The organism is Anthropogastromicrobium sp. (genome assembly GCF_037349415.1).
Lineage (GTDB): Bacteria > Bacillota > Clostridia > Lachnospirales > Lachnospiraceae > Anthropogastromicrobium > Anthropogastromicrobium aceti.
Genome location: NZ_JAXWCK010000011.1, coordinates 1 through 20,368, shown reverse-complemented (window position 1 = coordinate 20,368; position 20,368 = coordinate 1). Strand labels below are relative to the sequence as shown.

Genomic DNA, 20,368 nt, shown 5'->3' with positions numbered 1-20,368 from the left:
TTATTTATTATATACCACGGATTCTCTTTTGTAAAGTAGGTTGTGGGGAATGTTCCACGTGGAACATCACCTGTTGTCAATTGTCTGCTTTAGTGTTAAGATAGCATATATCATCACCAGAAAGGAAACTAACATGACTTATACCCATTTATTATTTGACCTTGATGGTACGCTCTTTGACTTTGATGCTGGAGAAACTTATGCTTTTCATAAGGTGTGCGATACTTTTCATATTCCATACTCTGATGAAGTACTTTCTCTATATCAGCGCATAAATCTTTCCTATTGGAAAGCATATGAGCGCGGTGAAATTACTTCTGCAGCACTAGCAATTGCCAGATTTCATGATTTTCTTGCTGCTGTTGGCAAAGATGGTGATCCGGCTCTAATGTGCCAGCTTTATCAGACAAGCCTTGGCGAAGACTGCACGCCAATTCACGATGCCCTTCGTGTATGCAGCATTCTGCATGAAAGAGGATATAAGGTTTCCATCATTACAAATGGACGAAGTACCACTCAACACAGCCGCCTATCTCACTCTGAATTGACACCAATGATTTCTGATCTATTCATTTCAGAAGAACTCGGATGTCAAAAGCCCAAAAAAGAATTTTTTGATGCTGTATTTTCAAAGCTTCAAATTTCTGTTTCTAAAGCACTTGTCATTGGTGACTCTTTAACCTCCGATATCATCGGTGGAATCCAATATGGCATTGATACCTGCTGGTTTAACCCAAATGGCTCTGATAATACAATGTCACAGGCACCAACTTATGAGATAAAACAACTGAGTGAGTTACTTTCTATTCTTTAACTCTATATTAACAAAAAAACGACTTTCCAGATCAGTAGTTTCTGTTCTGAAAGCCGTTTTTTAATTACTCTATTTAATTTTTAGTTTCATCTGTATCCTGCTGTACTGGAGTTGCCTGCTGCGCTTGTTTCTCTTCTAATTTAGCTGCATCGACATTATAATTTAATGCCATCTCCAAAGCATCTCGCTCCTCATTGCTGAGTGTTGCATGTGATTGTCCATGAATAATTTCTTTTAAATAGCTGTAGCAGCCATCCTGCGTATGCATACTGCTTAATACAAAACCGCTGTCATCACCATCAAGAAGTGCCAGTGAAAAGCTCAGCTTTCCAGCCATTCCTCGAAAGGTATCATATTTCATAATACCAATCTTTTTGTATGTTGCCTTAAGTCCTTTCTTCATGCTAATGATCTCATCAATATCACGCTTGCACTGGATCTTTACACGCTTATTATCTTCTACTACTGTCTTTAAAATGCCCTCAAGTGATTTTCCATCATTACCGCGCATAAAATCATCATATGCTGCCTGCAATTCTTTCATTCTGCTGTTCATAACAGTCATGCAGATCACAAGAATCAAAATCACAGCGAACATCCCTGCCAGAAAAAACAGGCTGTACTGCTGTGTAAATTCCATCGCCTGATTCAGAATTTCCATATTTTATTTTCCTTTCCTCTAGTTGAACAGTTATCCTCTGTTCAGTTTTCTTTTTCTAAGTTTTAACTAATTTACTCGATTGTATCCTTAGTAATTCCCATTAGTTCAATGATGCGTTCAAGATCATCATTTGAATAATAGTCAATTTCAATCTTGCCCTTGTCATCAGACTTTCTCTTAATCTGCACCTTCGTACCCATGCGAGACTTCATACGACTCTCCAATGTCTCATATAATGTCTGGTTCTTTAAAACTGGCTTTGTAACAGCTGGCTCATTTTTCTTATCCAACAAACTCTTAATATACTTTTCAGTATCGCGCACGCTTAGTTGCTCTTCCACAACCTTCTGTGCAACAGCACGCTGTTCTTCTTTATCTTCCAGTCCCAAAATCGCCTTCGCATGTCCGTTTGTAATCTGCCCTTCCATTAGCATAAGCTGAACCTCTTCATCTAGCTTAAGCAATCTAAGTGCATTTGTGATTACACTTCGGCTTTTAAATACTTTCTCTGCAATCTCTTCCTGTTTTAGCTGATACTTTTCAATCAATGACTGATATGCTTTTGCTTCTTCAATAGGGTTTAAATCTTCTCTCTGTAAATTCTCAATCAGTGCAATTTCTGCGATCTGCTGTTCATCATAATCTTTTATAATGACTGGAATATCCTTCAATCCAGCCTGCTTTGCTGCTCTCCATCTGCGTTCTCCAGCAATAATCTGATAATGATCCTCTACCTTCTTTACTACAATCGGTTGAATTACGCCATATTTTTTGATAGATTCTGCAAGTTCAGTCAATGTATCCTCATCAAATTTCAGTCTTGGTTGAGAAGATGCCGGCTCCACAAGACGCAGCTTTACTGTTGTCTCTGGCTCTTTTTTATCAGCTGCTGAATCTTTTTTCTTTGTTTCTACTGCATACGCATTGCTGATCAAGGAATCGATACCTTTGCCGAGACCTTTTCCAAGACCACCTTTTTTATTGAGTGCCATTCTTTCATCCTTTCTATCATTCAGTACCATTTGCAATTTTGCGAATAATTTTTAACTACTCTCTGTTTATAACCTCTTCTGCCAGTTGGTGATATGCTTCTGCTCCTGTTGATCTTGCGTCATACAAATTGATTGGCAGTCCATGGCTCGGTGCCTCTGCAAGACGCACATTTCTTGGAATAATTGTCTTATAAACTCGCTCCTGCAAATTGTCTTTTACATTCTCCACTACCTGAAGTGACAGATTAGTTCTCGCATCATACATGGTAAATACAACACCTTCCATTTCCAGATCCGGATTCAAGCGGCTCTTTACCAGATTAATTGTATGTAACAGCTGTGTCAGACCTTCAAGTGCATAATATTCACACTGAATTGGAACAAGTACTGTGTCAGCTGCACTAAGCGCATTAACAGTGAGCATACTTAAAGATGGCGGGCAATCAATTACAATAAAATCATACTGATCCTTAATCTCATCAAGTGCATCCTTTAAAATAAATTCCTTACGTTCCACATCAATCAATTCGATTTCCGCTCCTGACAGGTTCACATTTGACCCAATAAGTGAAAGGGTATCGAATAATACATTTTCAAGAATGCATTCTTGTATTGTACAGTTATCCGTAATCAGATCATACAGTGAATGCTCAAGTTCATTTTTATCAACGCCAAATCCACTGGTTGTATTTCCCTGAGGATCCATATCAATGATAAGTACATTTTTCTGGTATTCTGCTAATGAAGCTGCCAGATTGATTGCAGTAGTAGTCTTGCCAACTCCACCCTTCTGATTTGCAACAGCTATAATTCTTCCCATAATATCCTCATTTCTGCTAAATAGCATGATTTTATTACAATTCACACGGAACGTGCGTTTTTGCGAATGGGTGTCCTGTGAACTGTAACGTTTTTTGCATCTTTTCTACAGTATAGCACTTCTTTCTTCAAAATGCCATAAAAAAATGTTTCACGTGGAACATTATCTCCCGTGGAACATTTCTTTTGTATTTTTAATTGTTCATGTTCCACGTGGAACATTGCGAATGGGCATCCTGTGAACTATAATTTTCCCTACTGCAGCGGTTCCTTGCTTGGCAATCCAGCTTTTCTAGGATATTTTTTTGATGTAGTCTCTTTTTTCTTCACTATAACAAGACTGCGTCCAATATCTGAATCCGGAAGATCAAAGTAGATTGCATTTTCCTTTACTCCACCAAGCAGATGAACTGCTTTCTTTGCCTTATCAATCTCCTCTTCTGCATTGCCTGATTTATAAGCTACAAAGCATCCTCCTACTTTTGCATATGGAAGGCAATATTCACACAATGTAGACATGTTGGCAACAGCTCTTGATACAACACAATCAAATTGTTCTCTTAGTTCTGCCTTTCTGGCGCCATCCTCTGCACGATAATGAACAGTGGTGATGTTTTCAAGGCCAAGCTTTTCAATAACCTGATTTAAAAAGTTCAATCTCTTATTCAGAGAATCAAGCAATGTTACCTTTAACTGTGGATACATAATCTTTAATGGAACACCTGGAAATCCTGCTCCAGTTCCAACATCAATCAGAGTCTTCGTGTCTTCCTTGATAAAAATCTCTGATTTTAGCACGCTGTCCACAAAATGCTTCTGCAGCACTTCATCAAACTCTGTGATTGCGGTTAAATTCATTACCTTATTTGTTTCAACCAGCATTTCATAATATTGAAAAAACTGCTCTGCCTGTTTATTAGTCAGTTCGTGTCCAATCTTGGCAAACGCATTCATAATTTTTTCAATGCATTCTCCCTGTTGTATCGTTTCTGCCATTTATTTTCTCCTGTTTATGCATTTATTTCCACTATTCTATATTTACTATTCGATATCAACTATCTTTTCCACAAAAACATCGAATAAAGTGTTCTTGTTTATCTATTTAAATAAACAAGTAATACTGATATATCAGCTGGTGAAACACCTGATATTCTTGACGCCTGTCCGATTGATGCCGGCTGATATTCATTAAGCTTTTGAATAGCTTCTTTTCTCAGATTCGGTACCTGACTGTAGTCAAAATCAAGTGAAAGCTTTTTCTTTTCAAGCTTTTTAAACTGTTCTACCTGCTGCAGCTGACGCTTAATATAGCCTTCATACTTTATACTTATCTCTACCTGCTGCGTCACTGCCTCTGGCAGTTCTGGTTGCTTTGTATCTATTTCTTTCAAATCATTATAACAGATTTCCGGACGTTTTAACAGCTCCTCAAGTGTCATTCCACTCTTTAAAAGTGTGCTGTTATGCTGTTCAAGAAATGCCTGTACCTGCGGTGTTGTGCCGATAGTTGCCGTTTGAAGACGCTTGATTTCTTCATCGATCTGTCTTTTTTTATCATTTAGTTTTTGATAACGCTCATCAGATATTAATCCGATTTCATGACCAATTGCAGTTAAACGAAGATCTGCATTATCCTGACGAAGCAGCAAACGATATTCTGCGCGTGATGTCATCATGCGATATGGCTCATGATTCTCCTTTGTCACAAGATCATCAATCAAAACACCAATATATGCCTGTGAACGGTCTAACACTAATTCCTGACGTTTTAACACATGCAGCGCCGCATTGATTCCTGCTATAATTCCCTGTGCCGCTGCCTCTTCATATCCAGAGCTTCCATTAAACTGTCCTGCGCTGTATAATCCTCCTATTTTTTTAAACTCAAGCGTTGGCTTTAGCTGTCTTGGATTAATACAGTCATATTCAATTGCATATGCGTTTCGTACAATTTTTACATTTTCCAGACCTGCTACTGTATGATACATTTCGTACTGCACATCTTCTGGCATAGAACTTGACATACCGCCCAGATACATCTCATTTGTATACAAGCCTTCCGGCTCAATAAACACCTGATGATGATCCTTATCAGCAAAACGCACTACCTTATCCTCAATAGACGGACAATAACGAGGTCCAGTTCCATGAATCACACCCGAATAAAGCGGTGAGCGATCCAGATTACTTCTGATAATCTCATGTGTCTGCTCATTTGTATACGTCAGCCAGCAGGAAACCTGATCTTTTTGAACGCTCTCAGGATCTGTTGTGAATGAGAATGGAACAACTCGCTCATCACCTTTTTGTTCCTGCATTTTTGAAAAATCAATACTTCTTTTATCAACTCTCGCTGGTGTTCCAGTCTTAAATCTAAACATCTCAATGCCGAGTTCCTTTAATGAATCTGTCAGATGTGTCGCTGACTGCAATCCATTTGGACCTGTTTCATTGCTGATATCACCATAAATGCAGCGTGCCTTTAAATATGTTCCAGTTGCAAGCACTACACATTTACAATGGTAAATTGCACCAGAATACGTTACAACTCCATTTATATTATTATTTTCATCAACAAGAAGTTTACATACCTCTGCCTGTCGTATTGTCAGCTTGTCGGTATTTTCCATGGTATGGCGCATCTCCTGCGAGTATGCACGCTTATCCGCCTGTGCACGAAGTGAATGCACAGATGGTCCTTTTGATGTATTTAACATCTTAGACTGAATAAACGTCTTATCAATATTTTTGCCCATCTCTCCGCCAAGCGCATCCACTTCTCTTACAAGATGACCCTTAGAGCTTCCTCCTATATTCGGATTGCACGGCATCATTGCTATACTTTCCACACTCACAGTAAAAACAATCGTTTCTAATCCCAGTCTGGCACAAGCTAACGCCGCCTCACAGCCGGCATGTCCTGCTCCAATCACCACCGCATCATAATATTCTTCTAAAACAGCCATATTTTGCCTCCACTATCTAGTTACTTACCCATACAGAACTTTGCAAAAATACGGTTTACCAGATCTTCTTCAATCTCCTCGCCGATTACTTCTCCCAAACTGGTATAAGCATCCATCATGTCGATTGTCAGCATATCCTCCGGCATCCCATTTTCAATGCCCTCCTCTGCAAGCCTCAGGCTTTCGCAGGCATTTAACAGACATGTTTTTTGACGTGCATTCGTGATAACAACCTCATCATTTCCTGCAATCATTCCCTGTTCAAACATGTCACGTATTGTCTGCTCAAGCGCATCTAATCCATCTTCATTTGCCGCTGATATCCAAAGAACAGGTGCATCCACTCCAGCTGCCTTTAAATCCTTCGGCTGAATTACAGAAGATAAATCGGACTTATTTAACAGAATAATACTTTTTTTGTTTTTTAGCAACTGCATAATCTTATGATCATCTTCATCGAGATTTCGGGATGAATCTGCCACGTAAATCAATAGGTCTGCCTTTGCAGCAGCCTCACGTGCCTTCTCTACGCCGATTTTTTCAACAACATCAGATGTGTCACGAATACCAGCTGTGTCCACCAAAATTAAACTCAAATCGCCAAGCATAATCTGCTCCTCAAGAGTATCTCTCGTCGTACCGGCAATCTCTGTGACAATTGCCCTCTGTCTTCCTGATAACGCATTGAGCAAAGATGACTTTCCGGCATTTGGCTTTCCTACAATCACAGTGCGAATCCCCTCTGTTAAAACCTTTCCATTATCAAAGGAGTCTGCCATCTTCTTTACTGCTGCTCTAATTTTTTGAACACGTTCTGTGAGTCCCTCTGTATAGCCTTCAAGCGAAATATGCTCTGGATCGTCAAGTGCTGCCTCTATATAAGCAATCTCGTCTAAAAGCGTGCTTCTGAGGTCTTGTATGCGGTTTTTAATTTTTCCAGATAGCTGTTCTAGTGATGCATCTATTGCAAAACGATTCTTTGCAGATATAAGCTCCATAACAGCCTCTGCCTGAGACAGATCAATTCGTCCGTTTAAAAAGGCCCTCTTTGTAAACTCACCAGGCTGTGCCGGTGCTGCCCCATTTTTAAACACACAATCTAATACACGTCTCGTAACAAGAATGCCTCCGTGACAGTTAATCTCTACTGTATCCTCTGCAGTAAAGGAACGAGGTCCTTTCATGATGGATACCATAACCTCATCAATTACCTCATTTTCATCACAAATATAGCCGTAATGAATGGTATGTGTAGGTGCATTTGAGAGCTTTTTCGCTGAAGATGACGCTGCCGCGGCAAATGCTCCTTTTTTAATCGACTCTACCTCTTTTTTTGTTCTATAAATACGATCAATCACATCAAGCGCCTGAGGTCCACTTATTCTAATAATGCTAATTCCTGCTGGACTAAGTGCCGTTGCAATCGCCGCAATTGTACTATTTTCTTTCATATTATACCTCACTTCGATTTTCGTAAGTTTCCAAGAATGATACAGAAAATGCCACTCAATAGTCCGTATGAACTTTGAATGGCACTTTCTCTATTATTCCTCAGAAGTCAGCTTTTCAGCTGTTTCTCTTGTACCAGCTGCGCTTCTGTCATAATTTGTTTTGTATCCTTTGTCATAGCTTTTGTAGTATCTTCTCTGCGGAATTGCTTCTTTTTTAGGAAGTACCACTACATGACGAAATGGATCCTCGCCCTCGCTCTTGGTATATACAAACTTGTCGTCCTGAAGTGCAGAGTGGATGATCCTTCTCTCATAAGGATTCATCGGCTCAAGTGATGCCGGACGTCTTGTTCTCTTTACCTTGTAGGCAATATTCTTTGCCAGCTGCTCGAGAGTTTCCTTTCTTCTTTCACGGTAATTCTCAGTATCCAGCTTGACACGAATATATTCTTCGCTGTGTTTGTTTATAACAAGGCTCACCAGATGCTGCAGTGAATCCAGTGTCTGTCCTCTTTTTCCGATCAGGATGCCCATGTCTTCTCCGGTCAGAACGATATCAACAACCTGTTCTTCTTTATTGTAGGCAACTGCGATATCAACTTCCATATTCATCTCGTGGAAAATATTCTGTAAAAATTCTTCTCCCTCATCGATAAAATCTGACTTTTTACGTGCACGGATCACCGCCGGCTTAGAACCGATAAAACCAAGCAGACCATTCGAACCTTTTTCAACAACCTCATACTCAAGTTTTTCACTGGTGATCTGAAGCTGAAGCAGTGCATTGTTTACGGCTTCATCTACATTCTTTCCAGTGAACGTAGCAAACTCTGTCATACAAACCTTACCTTTCTGAATCTGCAAGCTTCCCCAAGCAAGTAATCAGCCTTACAATCACTGATTACTTTCTGTTCTTCTTTTCACTCTTTTCGTTGTACTGCTGAACCATTCCGGCCTTAGATGCCAGCTTACCCTTCTTTTTCTGGGTGGTGGAATAGTACTCAGTTGATTTCTCAACCTGCTTTGTCACACGCTCTTTCAGCTCAGCTTCTTTCTTTTCTTCGAGTTCTCTTTCTTCTTCGATAGTACGAACATTCATAACAGCCTTTGCCTTAAGCGGCTTCTGACCCTTCTTAACACGCTTTACATTAGCCTTTTCAATGTTCTTTTCAACCATCTGATTAATATCAATGCGCTCCATATACTTGTTTACGATCATCTGAATCAGAATCATAACAACAGAAGATGCAATCCAGTATACACCGATACCTGCAGAGAATGTGAAACAGAAGAACACTGACATAAGAGGCATCATGATATTCATGGTCTTCATTGTGCTTCCCATTGTGTCATCTGAATTCTTGCTTCCATTATCTGTCTGCATCATCTTAGAGCTAAGCCACTGAGTAAGACCGGCAAGAATAGGAATTAAAACACCAGGCCACAGCTGCTGTGCAGGTGCAGTTGCCAAATCCATTCCCAGGAAATAATTTGCTTTCTCGATACTTGGCAGTGCCTTGGCTACGTACTCATTCAAATTCGGGAAGATCTCGGTAAACTTAGTCCACTCAGTCTTATCGAAGTTGTAAAGCAGATCAATCAGCTTGTTAGAATCACTCAATCCTGCTGCATTGATGCCGTTTTGCTGTGCCAATGTCACGAAATCTGCGTTATCCCTGTAAGTAGGAATGTTCTGCAGTGCCTCAACAATCGGCTCATAGAACGCTCTTACCTTTGTGATATAGCCCGGAATCTTGTAAATAACCTGATACAAAGCGAACAGAATCGGCATCTGAATCAGCATCTGAACGCAACCGCCTGTCGGGCTTGTTCCGTACTTTGCATAGACTTCCTTCATCTCTTCATTCTGCTTCAAAAGCATTTCATTGTACTTCGGGCTTGACTTGTCCAGATTTGCATACTTTTTCTGAACCTGCTGAAGTTCTGGCGCCATAATACTATTAAGCTTTGTAAACTTCTGCTGCTTGATGGAAAGCGGAAGCATCAATGCTTTAATAATAATCGTGAATAAAATGATCGCCAATCCAATGCTTGCAATGCCAAACATATCCAGGAACTCGTAAATTCCATTCATGACAACACCAAGCACCTTCGCAACTGGCCCTACAAGAAACCAGTTACTTTGTGTTAATGATAAAAAATCCACTTGTTTTCCTCCTTAAGCTACCTACGGAACAGGGTCGTACCCCCCTTTTGAAAATGGATTGCAGCGCAATATCCTCCATATAGCAAGTAAGGAGCCTTTCAAAGCTCCATACTTTTCCAACGCTTCTATTGCATACTGCGAACAGGTTGGGGTATATATACAGTGGGTCCGGACTTTGAGAGGTGATAAATACTTCTGGTAAAACCTTATCATATGAATCATAATCTTCTTCATAGTCCCGACCCTACTTCGATTCTAAAAAAATATTCAGCTTTCTTCCTACATGAAAAAAAGCTTCCTCAATTTCCATTAATCCTTGTTCCTTCGCCAACGGTCTGGCAACAATCACTATGTCCAATCCTTGTATTAATTCTTTTTCGTGTAAGCGGCAGCATTCACGGATCACTCTTGTAACCCGATGCCTGACCACACTGTTTCCTACCTTTTTACTGACAGATATGCCAATGCGGGTATCAGCGCGGTCGTTTGACATCTTGTACATGACCAGCGAACGATTTGCAAAAGACTGCCGTTTGCTGTAGACTCTCTGAAAGTCTCTGTTCTTTTTAAGAGAGTTGATACTGCTCAATTAAGCAGAGAGAACCTTTCTTCCCTTTGCTCTTCTTGCTGCCAGAACCTTTCTTCCTCCCTTTGTGCTCATTCTTGCACGGAAACCATGAACCTTTGCATGGGATCTCTTCTTTGGCTGAAATGTCATCTTCATAACAAAACACCTCCTTGTTTTCTGTGTTAGTTTTCAAATAATACTGTTTCTTACACTGTGAGTATCAGTCCCACAGCTTGCACCAAAAGTGCGATTTTTCGGCGCTTTTTAACGCCGTTGCAAAAATTGGACATCATACGCATTATATTAAGAAACTCGCATTTCGTCAAGGTTTTTTTTAGTGTTTTTTATTTTTTATTACAAAAAAGTTATCCCCAACTTATCCCCAAAGTTATCCACAACTTTTTCATTCAGAAATGTTGTGGATAAAAGTTATCCCCAAATTGTGGATAACTTGTGCATAACTTTGGGGATAATACAAAAAACCCTTCTCAAACCCTTGATTTTACGACAAACTTTTTTTTGTGGATATTGTGGATAAGTACATGTGTTTGGTGGATAACTCTGTGGATAACTCACTCTGTTTTTACTTATAAACAATCTTATCCACATTATCCACAATTTTATATGCCATACCCCCTTCTGAGTTATCCCCACTCTATCCACAGCTTTTTTCCACTTATCCACATGTTATCCACAGCCTATCCACAATATTATCCACATTTCACCCCAATGTTGTTGATATTTTTTACAGACTGCTCTCCTCTTCTCTCTTGAAATTCTTCATTATTTTTAGTATAATATCATTATATGGGCTAATAGGCTCTTTTCTCGAAAATTACCATATACCGACGTCAGGAGTAACAAATGATTGACAGATTAAAGGAAAACTGGGATGCCATAAAAGACACCCTGAAGGAAAATTATGATATTTCAAAGGTATCTTACGATACTTGGATTGTCCCTATGGAAATCCACAATGTAGACAATGACCAGGTCTACATCTTGGCAGATACAAAAGGTATCCCCAATATACTAGACTATATCAAGAAGAAGTACAAGCAGATTCTTGAGATTGTCATTGAGGAGAAGATCGGCCTGCACTGCAATGTGATCTTTGTTACTTCGGAGGACCTTGAGAAGCGTCCAAACCTCACTGCAGAAGCTTCTAACATTGTAACCCCCGAGTTAAACTCCTATTATGCTGCTGTGATGAATGCCAACTTAAACCCACGCTATACATTTGATACCTTTGTTGTTGGCTCCAATAACCGATTCGCACATGCTGCTTCACTTGCTGTTGCTGAATCTCCTGGAACCCTCTACAACCCACTATTTATCTATGGCGGCGCAGGTCTTGGCAAGACGCATCTGATGCAGTCTATTGCCCACTATATTCTGCGCAATGATCCAAGTGTACGCGTTTTATATGTCACTAGTGAGACATTCACAAATGACCTGATCGACTCTCTTAAAGGCAAGAAGAATGCTGAGTTTAAAGAGAAATACCGCAGCATTGATGTCCTTATGATTGACGATATCCAGTTTTTAATTGGAAAGGAAAGCACACAGGAGGAGTTTTTCCACACCTTCAACTACTTATATGAAACGGGCAAGCAGGTTATCATTACTTCTGATAAACCTCCAAAGGATTTCACAAACCTTGAGGAACGTCTTCGCTCTCGCTTTTCTGTTGGTCTTCCAGTCGATGTCTCTGCTCCTGATTATGAGACTCGTGTGGCAATCCTTCATAAAAAGGAAGAAACAGAGAACACAAAGATCTCTGACGATATTATCAACTATATTGCTGAAAATATCAATACTAATATTCGTGAGCTTGAAGGTGCGCTCAATCGAATTACCGCTTTTAAACGTCTTTCTAATAAAGAAATCACGCTTAATATGGCGGAAGATGTACTTCGCGACATCATCAACAACCACAAAGAGGTTACGATTACTGTTCCTCTGATTGTTGAGGTCATTGCATCACACTTTGGCTTTGAGGCAGATGAGCTTCTTTCACAGAAGCGTAATAAGGATATCGCCTACTCCCGCCAAATTGCGATGTATCTGTGCCGTCAAATGACCGATTTGTCTCTTCAGCAGATCGGAAAGGAACTCGGAAATCGTGATCACACGACTGTCCGGCACGGAATTGAAAAGATTACTGAGGATCTCAAAAACAGCCAGTTTTTACAAGATACCATCGACGTTTTACAGAAAAAAATCAACCCGGCTCTTGGCTGAGCTTTGGGGATCGATTGGGGATATTGTGGATAACTTACCCAGTTATCCACATAGTTATCCACAAGTTATCCCCAAAATTTTTCTTCTGTAAGCCGCATAAGTCCTAGGTTTTTTAGAGTTATCCCCAATATCCCCAACCCCTACTACTACTACTATATATATTATAAATCTATCTATCAGCAAAAAGGAGAGTGCCACCATGCATATTATCTGTCCACGAGAAGAGTTACAAAAAGGTGTTTCAATTGTTTCAAAAGCCGTTTCAAATAAGACAACCATGCCGATCTTAGAGTGCATTCTGATTCAGACGAAAGAAGGACGCATTCTTATGACAGCAAATGATATGGAATTGGGGATTGAAACAGAAATTCATGGCATCATTGAGGACAATGGACGTATTGCAATTGATGCTAAGATTTTTTCTGAGATTGTTCGTCGTCTTCCAGACAATGATATCTCCATTGAAACCGATGGAACTGACTCTGTGAAAATTCAGTGTGAGAAGATTAATTTTACAATTCCTGGAAAGAATGCAGATGAGTTTACATTTCTTCCAGAGGTGGAACGCTTAAACTGTGTTACACTGTCTCAGTTTACTCTGAAGGAAATTATCCGCCAAACGATATTTTCCATTTCAGACAATGAGAATAACAAGATGATGGCAGGTGAACTGTTGGAAATTAATGGCAATAACCTGCGCATTGTATCTTTGGATGGTCATCGTATTTCAATTCGCAAGATTGTGTTAAAGGATTCGTATGATTCTATTAAAGTTGTTGTTCCAGGAAAAACACTAAACGAAGTAAGCAAGATTATTAGTGGCGGAACAGATGACGAAGTTCGCTTGTACTTTACTGAGAATCATGTTTTGTTTGAGTTTGACGACACTATTGTTGTGTCACGTTTGATTGAGGGAGAATATTTCCGTATTGACCAGATGTTAAACAGTGATTATGATACTAAGCTGACAGTGAATAAAAAGGAGATGCTTTCATGTATCGACCGTACCACAATGCTGATTAAGGATAGTGACAAGAAACCGATTATTATTGGCATCACTGATCACAGCATGGAGGTAAAGTTAAACTCTGCATATGGTTCCATGAAGGAAGAACTTGCAATTGATAAGCGCGGCAAGGATATCATGATTGGATTTAATCCAAAATTTTTAATTGATGCGCTTCGAGTAATTGATGATGAGATGATTAACATCTACATGATTAATCCAAAGGCACCTTGCTTTATTCGCAATGATGAAGGCACTTATATTTATCTGATTCTTCCGGTAAACTTTAACGTTTATTAAAATCGATAAAATAAATTATAATGAGTATGAAAGGATGAATAAATAAATGGCAAAAATAGTATTAAGAGAGGATTTCATTAAGCTTGGTCAGGCACTAAAGGCAGCAAAGCTTGTTGGAAGTGGTGTGGAGGCAAAGATTGTGATTCTTGACGGAAAGGTTAAGGTGAATGGTCAGGTTGAGCTGCAGCGCGGCAAAAAGCTATATGACAAGGATGTGGTAAGCTTTGCAGGAGAGACAATTGAGATTGTAAAGGAATAATCATATGATTGTAAAATCACTTGCGCTGTCAGATTTTCGAAATTACGATTTACAGGAATTATCTTTTCATCATGGCATCAACATTTTTTATGGGGATAACGCGCAGGGAAAGACAAATATCCTTGAGGGCATTTATCTTTGTATGACAAATAAATCATACAGAGGTAGTCATGACCGAGAGATGATCCGCTTTGGAAAAGAGGAGGCGCACCTTCGTCTTGAGGCTGAAAAAAAAGGCATTCCATACCGGGTGGATATGCATTTAAAAAAATCAAAGACAAAGGGAATTGCAATTAATGGCGTGCCAATCCGCCGCTCAAGTGAATTGATTGGCCTTTTAAATGTCGTTTTCTTTTCACCAGAGGATCTTCAGGTGATAAAAAACGGTCCTGGAGAGCGCAGACGCTTTTTGGACATGGAGCTTTGCCAGCTTGACAAGGTGTATCTGCATTTTTTGACGCATTACAATAAATGTCTTACACAACGAAATGCACTGTTAAAAGAGATAGATCTGTCGAAGGATGCACAGGCAATGCTCGATGTCTGGGATGCACAGCTAATTCAGCATGGAAAAAAAATTGTACAGCTTAGGGAAGCATTTGTTGGTGAGATTGCACCAGTAATCGCACAGATTTATCATTCCCTGACAGGCGGTAGGGAACAGCTGGCAGTTTCGTATGAGCCAAATGTATCTGCTGATAGGTTTGATGAGATTCTTTTTCTTAATCGAGAGAGGGAGATACGGCAAAAGACAACACTGACGGGGCCACATCGTGATGATATTCGATTTCGTGTACAAAATATGGCAACAGGACAAACGACAGATATCCGTACATTTGGATCGCAGGGGCAGCAAAGAAGTGCAGCGCTTGCATTAAAGCTTGCGGAGATTGAGATTGTAAAGCGAAAGGTAAATGATACACCGGTTCTTTTGCTTGACGATGTACTTAGCGAGTTGGACAGCAGCAGACAAAACTATTTGCTGGACAGCATTCATGATATTCAGACCTTTATTACATGTACAGGTCTAGAGGAGTTTGTAAGGCACCGGTTTCACATGGATCAGATTTATCATGTGGAGCGGGGCGTAGTGACTAGGGTAAATTCCCTGAATAGTGAAACGATTTTTTAATCAGTGAGGAGGACACAATGAGCGACGAATACGGAGCAGGTCAGATTCAGATACTGGAGGGGCTGGAGGCAGTCAGAAAACGTCCGGGCATGTATATCGGAAGCACATCTGAGAGAGGGCTTCACCATCTGGTATATGAGATAGTAGACAATGCCGTGGATGAAGCTCTGGCAGGTGTCTGCACCAAGATCGATGTGATCATTCATAAAGACAATTCAATTACAGTTGTTGATAATGGACGAGGAATTCCGATTGGAATCCATCCGAAGGCTGGCATTCCAGCGGTTGAGGTTGTATTTACAATTCTTCATGCAGGCGGAAAGTTTGGCGGCGGAGGATACAAAGTTTCAGGAGGTCTTCATGGTGTAGGAGCATCTGTCGTAAATGCACTTTCCATTTGGCTTGAAGTTGAAATTTATCATGAGGGCAAGGTTTATATGCAGCGCTATGAGCGTGGTCATGTAGTAAACAAGCTTGCCGAAGTGGATACCTGTGATCCAAACAAGCATGGAACAAAGGTTACGTTTAAGCCTGACGGTGAAATTTTTGATACCTTAGTCTACAATTATGATACGCTTAAAGAGCGTCTTCGTGAAATGGCGTTTTTGACAAAGGGATTGAAAATTATTCTGACGGATGAGCGTGAGGAGCCAAATCTTTGCGAGACATTCCACTATGAGGGTGGCATTAAGGAGTTTGTTGAGTACTTAAATAGTGCGAAGGAGCCACTGTATCCGCAGATTATTTACTGTGAAGGAACAAAGAATAACGTTGCTGTTGAGGTAGCAATTCAGCACAACGATTACTACAACGAAAATATTTACAGCTTTGTCAATAACATCAACACACCAGAGGGAGGAACCCATCTGTCTGGTTTTAAGGCGGCATTGACAGATCTGTTTAATAAATATGCCAGAGCAAATAAGCTTTTAAAGGACAATGAGGATTCATTGTCTGGTGAGGATATCCGTGAGGGTATGACTGCTGTAATCAGCATTAAGATTGAGGATCCGCAGTTTGAAGGCCAGACAAAGCAAAAGCTTGGAAACAATGAAGCCAGAGGTGCTGTATCTGCAATTGTAAGTGAACAGTTAACATATTTTCTGGAACAAAATCCAAGCGTTGCGAAGATGATCTGTGACAAGGCAATTCTTGCACAGCGTGCACGTGCGGCAGCGAGAAAGGCACGTGATCTGACAAGAAGAAAGACAGCGCTTGATTCAATGACGCTTCCAGGCAAGTTAGCAGACTGTACTGATAAGAATCCAGAAAAATGCGAGATCTACATTGTAGAGGGAGATTCTGCTGGTGGTTCTGCAAAGACAGCGCGTGATCGTGCAACACAGGCAATTTTACCTCTTAGAGGAAAGATTTTAAATGTTGAGAAGGCACGACTTGATCGTGTATATGAAAATGCAGAGATTAAGGCTATGATTACAGCATTTGGAACAGGTATACATGAAGATTTTGATATTACAAAGCTTCGCTATCATAAAATCATTATCATGACTGATGCCGATGTTGATGGTGCTCATATCGCAACACTGCTTCTGACATTTATCTATCGCTTTATGCCGGAGTTAATCAAGCAGGGCTATGTATACCGTGCACAGCCGCCGTTATATAAGCTGGAGAAAAACAAGAAGGTCTGGTATGCGTACTCAGATGAGGAGCTTGCAGCAATTCTTGATGAGGTAGGAAGAGACCAAAATAATAAGATCCAGCGATATAAGGGACTTGGAGAGATGGACGCGGAACAGCTGTGGGAGACTACAATGGATCCAAAACATCGTGTTCTTTTGAAGGTAAACTTTGACGAGTCGTACGCATCTGATATTGATGTTACCTTTAACACCTTGATGGGAGACCGCGTTGAGCCAAGAAGACTCTTTATTGAGAAAAACGCAAAGTATGTTAAGAACCTTGATATCTGATGACAGACCAAATTGGTCTGTCGGGATATAAGGATGCATAGTAAGAATGAGAGGGAAACATGGACGAAACCATATTTGATAAAGTGCAGGAGATCGATCTGAAGAAAACGATGGAGCAGTCATATATTGACTACGCTATGAGTGTTATCTCTCAGAGAGCGCTACCTGATGTTAGAGACGGCTTAAAGCCAGTACAGAGAAGAGTTTTATACTCCATGATCGAGTTAAACAACGGTCCGGATAAGCCGCATCGTAAATGCGCACGTATCGTCGGCGATACCATGGGTAAATATCATCCGCACGGAGACAGCTCAATATATGGAGCACTAGTCAATATGGCGCAGGAGTGGTCTACCCATTATCCGCTTGTTGATGGCCATGGAAACTTTGGTTCTGTGGATGGAGATGGCGCAGCAGCCATGCGTTATACGGAGGCGCGTCTGTCTAAGATTGCAATGGAGATGCTTGCAGACATCAATAAGGACACTGTAAATTTCAGTCCGAACTTTGATGAGACAGAGAAAGAGCCAGATGTGCTTCCTTGCCGTTTCCCAAATCTTTTGTGTAACGGTACCACTGGTATCGCAGTTGGAATGGCATCAAATATTCCGCCTCATAACATCAAAGAGACAATTGATGCAGTTGTTAAAATGATTAACAACCGTATTGACGAGAATCGTGATACAGAGATTGAGGAGCTGATGAGTGTTATTCAGGGACCAGATTTCCCAACAGGTGCAACAATTATTGGCCGACGCGGTATCGAAGAGGCATATCGTACTGGAAAGGGAAAGATTATTGTCCGTGCAGTAACAAACATTGAGCCGATGCAAAATGGCAAGAACCGAATTGTAGTAACGGAGCTTCCTTATGGTGTCAACAAAGCAAAGCTGATCGAGAAGATCGCAGAGCTTGTAAAGGATAAGCGTGTAGATGGAATTACTGATTTAGCCGATCAGTCCAGTCGTGAAGGAATGCGAATTTCAATTGAACTGCGCCGTGATGTAAATCCTAATGTGGTGTTAAATCAGCTTATGAAGCATACACAGCTGCAGGACACATTTGGTGTTATCATGCTGGCGCTTGTCGGCGGCGAGCCAAGAATCCTTAATATCCATGATATGCTGTATTATTATCTGCAGCATCAGGAGGAGGTTGTAACAAGACGCACCAGATACGATTTAAGTAAGGCACAGGAGCGTGCTCATATCTTGGAGGGACTGTTAATTGCACTGGATCATATAGATCGTGTGATTGAGATCATTCGTGGTTCTGCAAATGTAGTAGCTGCAAAAGCATCATTGATTGAAGAGTTTGGTCTTTCAGATGCCCAGTCTCAGGCAATTGTAGATATGCGTCTTCGCGCATTGACTGGATTGGAGCGAAATCGTCTGGAAAATGAATATAAGGAGCTAGAGGAGCGAATTGCTTACCTGCAGAGTATTTTAGGTGATGAGAAGGTATTGCTTAGCGTTATTCGTGATGAACTTCTTACGATTAAGGCTAAATATGGTGATGACCGTAAAACGGCAATTGAGCTGGCAGAGGATGAATTTAATGCAGAGGACTTAATTCCAAATGAGGCAGCTGTTATTGCTATGACAAAGCTTGGCTACATTAAGAGAATGTCCCCAGATCACTTTAAGGCGCAGAACCGAGGCGGCAAAGGTATTAAGGGAATGAATATATTAGATGAGGACTATATTGCAGATCTGATTACAATTAATAATCATGATTATGTTCTTTTCTTTACAAATCTCGGAAGAGTGTACCAGCTTAAGGGTTATGAGATACCTGAGGCAAGTCGTACTGCAAGAGGAACAGCTGTTATTAATCTGCTGCAGCTGCAGGCAGGTGAAAAGGTAACTTCGATTCTTAGAAATGAGGGACATGAGTCTGGTTATCTGACCATGGCAACAAAGCTTGGCATGATTAAGAGAACAAATCTGTCGGAATATGGAAATATTCGTAAGGTAGGATTGGCGGCAATTAGTCTGCGCGAGGGTGATGAGCTGATTGACGTTCATGTTACAGATGGAAAGCGTGATATTATCATGATTTCACATCTGGGTCAGTGTATTCGCTTTGATGAAAATGATGCCAGAGCAACGGGAAGAGTATCCATGGGTGTAAAGGGTATGAACCTGGCAGATGGAGACAGTGTAATTGGCATGCAGGTCGCAGAGGAGAATGGTGAGCTTCTTTTTGTATCCGAAATGGGTATGGGCAAGAAGACTGCTATGAGTGAATTTAAAGATCAGAATCGAGGCGGTAAGGGTATTCGCTGCTATCGCGTCAATGCAAAGACCGGTAATTTGGCTGGCGTAAAGGTATATAAAGAGGGCTATGAGCTGATGTTAATAACAACGGAAGGTACTGTGATTCGTATGAAGACAGATACTATTCCTGTTTTAGGAAGAGATACCAGCGGTGTTAAGCTAATGCAGGTAGATCAGGAAAACGTTAAGGTATCAAGCATTGAACTTATTGAAGAATCTAAGGAAGAAGAATTTGCTGAGACTTCTGAGGAGACTGTAGGTTCTAAAGAAGTGTAATCTGATAATGTTGTGAGGGACGCTTCGGCGTCCCTTTTTGAAAAAAAATGAAAATAGGTATTGACATTAAGTGAAACATGGGTTATAATCACTTATGCGTTTAAGCAATTCATATAAGTTATAGTTGTGGAGAAATACTCAAGTGGCTGAAGAGGCGCCCCTGCTAAGGGTGTAGACCGTTTGCGCGGTGCGAGGGTTCAAATCCCTCTTTCTCCGTTTCTATTTTAGGAAAGTGTAGTATCATAACAAAAGGTTATTAGATTTACTTGCAGTCCCATATGTATTGTGTCACCCTTTGGGTTTGTCGTAAGGCAGCGCAAAGGTTTTCTTTTTCTTTACTTTCAAATCTCGAAAAAAAGATTTGAAAAAAGTTAAAAAAGTTGTTGACAAACGCTTGAAAGTGTGCTAGTATATAGAAGCTGTCGCTGAGACAGACAATACAAAACACAAAGAACCTTGATAATTGAACAGTATAACCAACCCTGAAGATTTCTTAAAAA

At 40.4% G+C, this 20,368-nt stretch carries 18 protein-coding genes and 1 tRNA gene; 8 read left to right on the top strand and 11 right to left on the bottom strand.

Features of this window, described 5'->3' with window-relative positions; translation table 11 throughout:
* The first annotated feature begins 133 nt into the window (after positions 1-133).
* On the top strand, positions 134-814 hold the full coding sequence (locus WJP93_RS00800) for a YjjG family noncanonical pyrimidine nucleotidase (RefSeq protein ID WP_337546305.1): 681 nt from the start codon (positions 134-136) through the stop codon (positions 812-814).
* Between the two features lie 73 nt (positions 815-887).
* Here WJP93_RS00800 and WJP93_RS00795 read toward each other — a convergent pair whose 3' ends face one another.
* From WJP93_RS00795 to rpmH, 11 genes are all read right to left on the bottom strand, one after another.
* Positions 888-1,475, bottom strand: coding sequence for a DUF4446 family protein (locus tag WJP93_RS00795; RefSeq protein ID WP_337546304.1), 588 nt, complete (start codon positions 1,473-1,475; stop codon positions 888-890).
* 71 nt (positions 1,476-1,546) lie between these two features.
* Positions 1,547-2,467: a ParB/RepB/Spo0J family partition protein gene (locus tag WJP93_RS00790; RefSeq protein ID WP_337546303.1), complete on the bottom strand. Its 921-nt coding sequence runs from the start codon at positions 2,465-2,467 to the stop codon at positions 1,547-1,549.
* 55 nt (positions 2,468-2,522) lie between these two features.
* On the bottom strand, positions 2,523-3,287 hold the full coding sequence (locus tag WJP93_RS00785) for an AAA family ATPase (protein ID WP_066561155.1): 765 nt from the start codon (positions 3,285-3,287) through the stop codon (positions 2,523-2,525).
* A 254-nt stretch (positions 3,288-3,541) separates the two neighbouring features.
* Positions 3,542-4,282, bottom strand: coding sequence for a 16S rRNA (guanine(527)-N(7))-methyltransferase RsmG (rsmG, locus tag WJP93_RS00780; RefSeq protein WP_337546302.1), 741 nt, complete (start codon positions 4,280-4,282; stop codon positions 3,542-3,544).
* Positions 4,283-4,380: 98 nt separating this feature from the next.
* Positions 4,381-6,252, bottom strand: a complete 1,872-nt coding sequence (mnmG, locus tag WJP93_RS00775; protein WP_066561150.1) for a tRNA uridine-5-carboxymethylaminomethyl(34) synthesis enzyme MnmG — start codon at positions 6,250-6,252, stop codon at positions 4,381-4,383.
* A gap of 20 nt (positions 6,253-6,272) precedes the next feature.
* Positions 6,273-7,703, bottom strand: a complete 1,431-nt coding sequence (mnmE, locus tag WJP93_RS00770; protein WP_337546301.1) for a tRNA uridine-5-carboxymethylaminomethyl(34) synthesis GTPase MnmE — start codon at positions 7,701-7,703, stop codon at positions 6,273-6,275.
* Positions 7,704-7,796: 93 nt separating this feature from the next.
* Positions 7,797-8,540, bottom strand: a complete 744-nt coding sequence (gene jag, locus WJP93_RS00765) for an RNA-binding cell elongation regulator Jag/EloR (protein ID WP_118615093.1) — start codon at positions 8,538-8,540, stop codon at positions 7,797-7,799.
* Positions 8,541-8,604: 64 nt separating this feature from the next.
* Entirely contained in the window at positions 8,605-9,870 is a 1,266-nt protein-coding gene (locus WJP93_RS00760) for a YidC/Oxa1 family membrane protein insertase (RefSeq protein ID WP_337546299.1), read from the bottom strand.
* A 21-nt stretch (positions 9,871-9,891) separates the two neighbouring features.
* Entirely contained in the window at positions 9,892-10,104 is a 213-nt protein-coding gene (gene yidD / locus WJP93_RS00755) for a membrane protein insertion efficiency factor YidD (RefSeq protein ID WP_082868613.1), read from the bottom strand.
* Positions 10,105-10,114: 10 nt separating this feature from the next.
* Positions 10,115-10,459, bottom strand: a complete 345-nt coding sequence (gene rnpA, locus WJP93_RS00750; protein ID WP_066561141.1) for a ribonuclease P protein component — start codon at positions 10,457-10,459, stop codon at positions 10,115-10,117.
* The gene (gene rpmH / locus WJP93_RS00745; RefSeq protein WP_066561139.1) at positions 10,460-10,594 is read right to left on the bottom strand and encodes a 50S ribosomal protein L34; all 135 of its coding nucleotides are present in this window, start codon (positions 10,592-10,594) and stop codon (positions 10,460-10,462) included.
* A 708-nt stretch (positions 10,595-11,302) separates the two neighbouring features.
* On the opposite strand from rpmH, the gene dnaA reads away from it, so the two are divergent.
* The 7 genes from dnaA to WJP93_RS00710 all read left to right on the top strand — a co-directional run bounded on the left by dnaA (position 11,303) and on the right by WJP93_RS00710 (position 20,084).
* On the top strand, positions 11,303-12,682 hold the full coding sequence (gene dnaA, locus WJP93_RS00740; RefSeq protein WP_118615099.1) for a chromosomal replication initiator protein DnaA: 1,380 nt from the start codon (positions 11,303-11,305) through the stop codon (positions 12,680-12,682).
* A 199-nt stretch (positions 12,683-12,881) separates the two neighbouring features.
* Entirely contained in the window at positions 12,882-13,988 is a 1,107-nt protein-coding gene (gene dnaN, locus WJP93_RS00735; protein ID WP_337546293.1) for a DNA polymerase III subunit beta, read from the top strand.
* 46 nt (positions 13,989-14,034) lie between these two features.
* Positions 14,035-14,247, top strand: a complete 213-nt coding sequence (locus tag WJP93_RS00730; RefSeq protein WP_066561134.1) for an RNA-binding S4 domain-containing protein — start codon at positions 14,035-14,037, stop codon at positions 14,245-14,247.
* 4 nt (positions 14,248-14,251) lie between these two features.
* A complete protein-coding gene (gene recF / locus WJP93_RS00725) occupies positions 14,252-15,379 on the top strand; it encodes a DNA replication/repair protein RecF (protein ID WP_066561133.1) in 1,128 nt (375 codons plus the stop codon).
* Between the two features lie 17 nt (positions 15,380-15,396).
* Positions 15,397-17,313, top strand: a complete 1,917-nt coding sequence (gene gyrB, locus WJP93_RS00720) for a DNA topoisomerase (ATP-hydrolyzing) subunit B (protein ID WP_227102235.1) — start codon at positions 15,397-15,399, stop codon at positions 17,311-17,313.
* 59 nt (positions 17,314-17,372) lie between these two features.
* Positions 17,373-19,868, top strand: coding sequence for a DNA gyrase subunit A (gene gyrA, locus WJP93_RS00715; RefSeq protein ID WP_227102234.1), 2,496 nt, complete (start codon positions 17,373-17,375; stop codon positions 19,866-19,868).
* 128 nt (positions 19,869-19,996) lie between these two features.
* Positions 19,997-20,084: transfer RNA gene (locus WJP93_RS00710), tRNA-Ser, on the top strand.
* The last annotated feature ends 284 nt before the right edge of the window (positions 20,085-20,368 follow it).

Excerpts from the sequence above, each read along its gene's own strand:
- WJP93_RS00800 (WP_337546305.1), top strand. The coding sequence starts at position 134 with ATGACTTATACCCATTTATTATTTGACCTTGATGGTACGCTCTTTGAC.
- WJP93_RS00795 (WP_337546304.1), bottom strand. The coding sequence starts at position 1,475 with ATGGAAATTCTGAATCAGGCGATGGAATTTACACAGCAGTACAGCCTG.
- WJP93_RS00790 (WP_337546303.1), bottom strand. The coding sequence starts at position 2,467 with ATGGCACTCAATAAAAAAGGTGGTCTTGGAAAAGGTCTCGGCAAAGGT.
- WJP93_RS00785 (WP_066561155.1), bottom strand. The coding sequence starts at position 3,287 with ATGGGAAGAATTATAGCTGTTGCAAATCAGAAGGGTGGAGTTGGCAAG.
- rsmG (WP_337546302.1), bottom strand. The coding sequence starts at position 4,282 with ATGGCAGAAACGATACAACAGGGAGAATGCATTGAAAAAATTATGAAT.
- mnmG (WP_066561150.1), bottom strand. The coding sequence starts at position 6,252 with ATGGCTGTTTTAGAAGAATATTATGATGCGGTGGTGATTGGAGCAGGA.
- mnmE (WP_337546301.1), bottom strand. The coding sequence starts at position 7,703 with ATGAAAGAAAATAGTACAATTGCGGCGATTGCAACGGCACTTAGTCCA.
- jag (WP_118615093.1), bottom strand. The coding sequence starts at position 8,540 with ATGACAGAGTTTGCTACGTTCACTGGAAAGAATGTAGATGAAGCCGTA.
- yidD (WP_082868613.1), bottom strand. The coding sequence starts at position 10,104 with ATGAAGAAGATTATGATTCATATGATAAGGTTTTACCAGAAGTATTTA.
- rpmH (WP_066561139.1), bottom strand. The coding sequence starts at position 10,594 with ATGAAGATGACATTTCAGCCAAAGAAGAGATCCCATGCAAAGGTTCAT.
- dnaA (WP_118615099.1), top strand. The coding sequence starts at position 11,303 with ATGATTGACAGATTAAAGGAAAACTGGGATGCCATAAAAGACACCCTG.
- dnaN (WP_337546293.1), top strand. The coding sequence starts at position 12,882 with ATGCATATTATCTGTCCACGAGAAGAGTTACAAAAAGGTGTTTCAATT.
- WJP93_RS00730 (WP_066561134.1), top strand. The coding sequence starts at position 14,035 with ATGGCAAAAATAGTATTAAGAGAGGATTTCATTAAGCTTGGTCAGGCA.
- recF (WP_066561133.1), top strand. The coding sequence starts at position 14,252 with ATGATTGTAAAATCACTTGCGCTGTCAGATTTTCGAAATTACGATTTA.
- gyrB (WP_227102235.1), top strand. The coding sequence starts at position 15,397 with ATGAGCGACGAATACGGAGCAGGTCAGATTCAGATACTGGAGGGGCTG.
- gyrA (WP_227102234.1), top strand. The coding sequence starts at position 17,373 with ATGGACGAAACCATATTTGATAAAGTGCAGGAGATCGATCTGAAGAAA.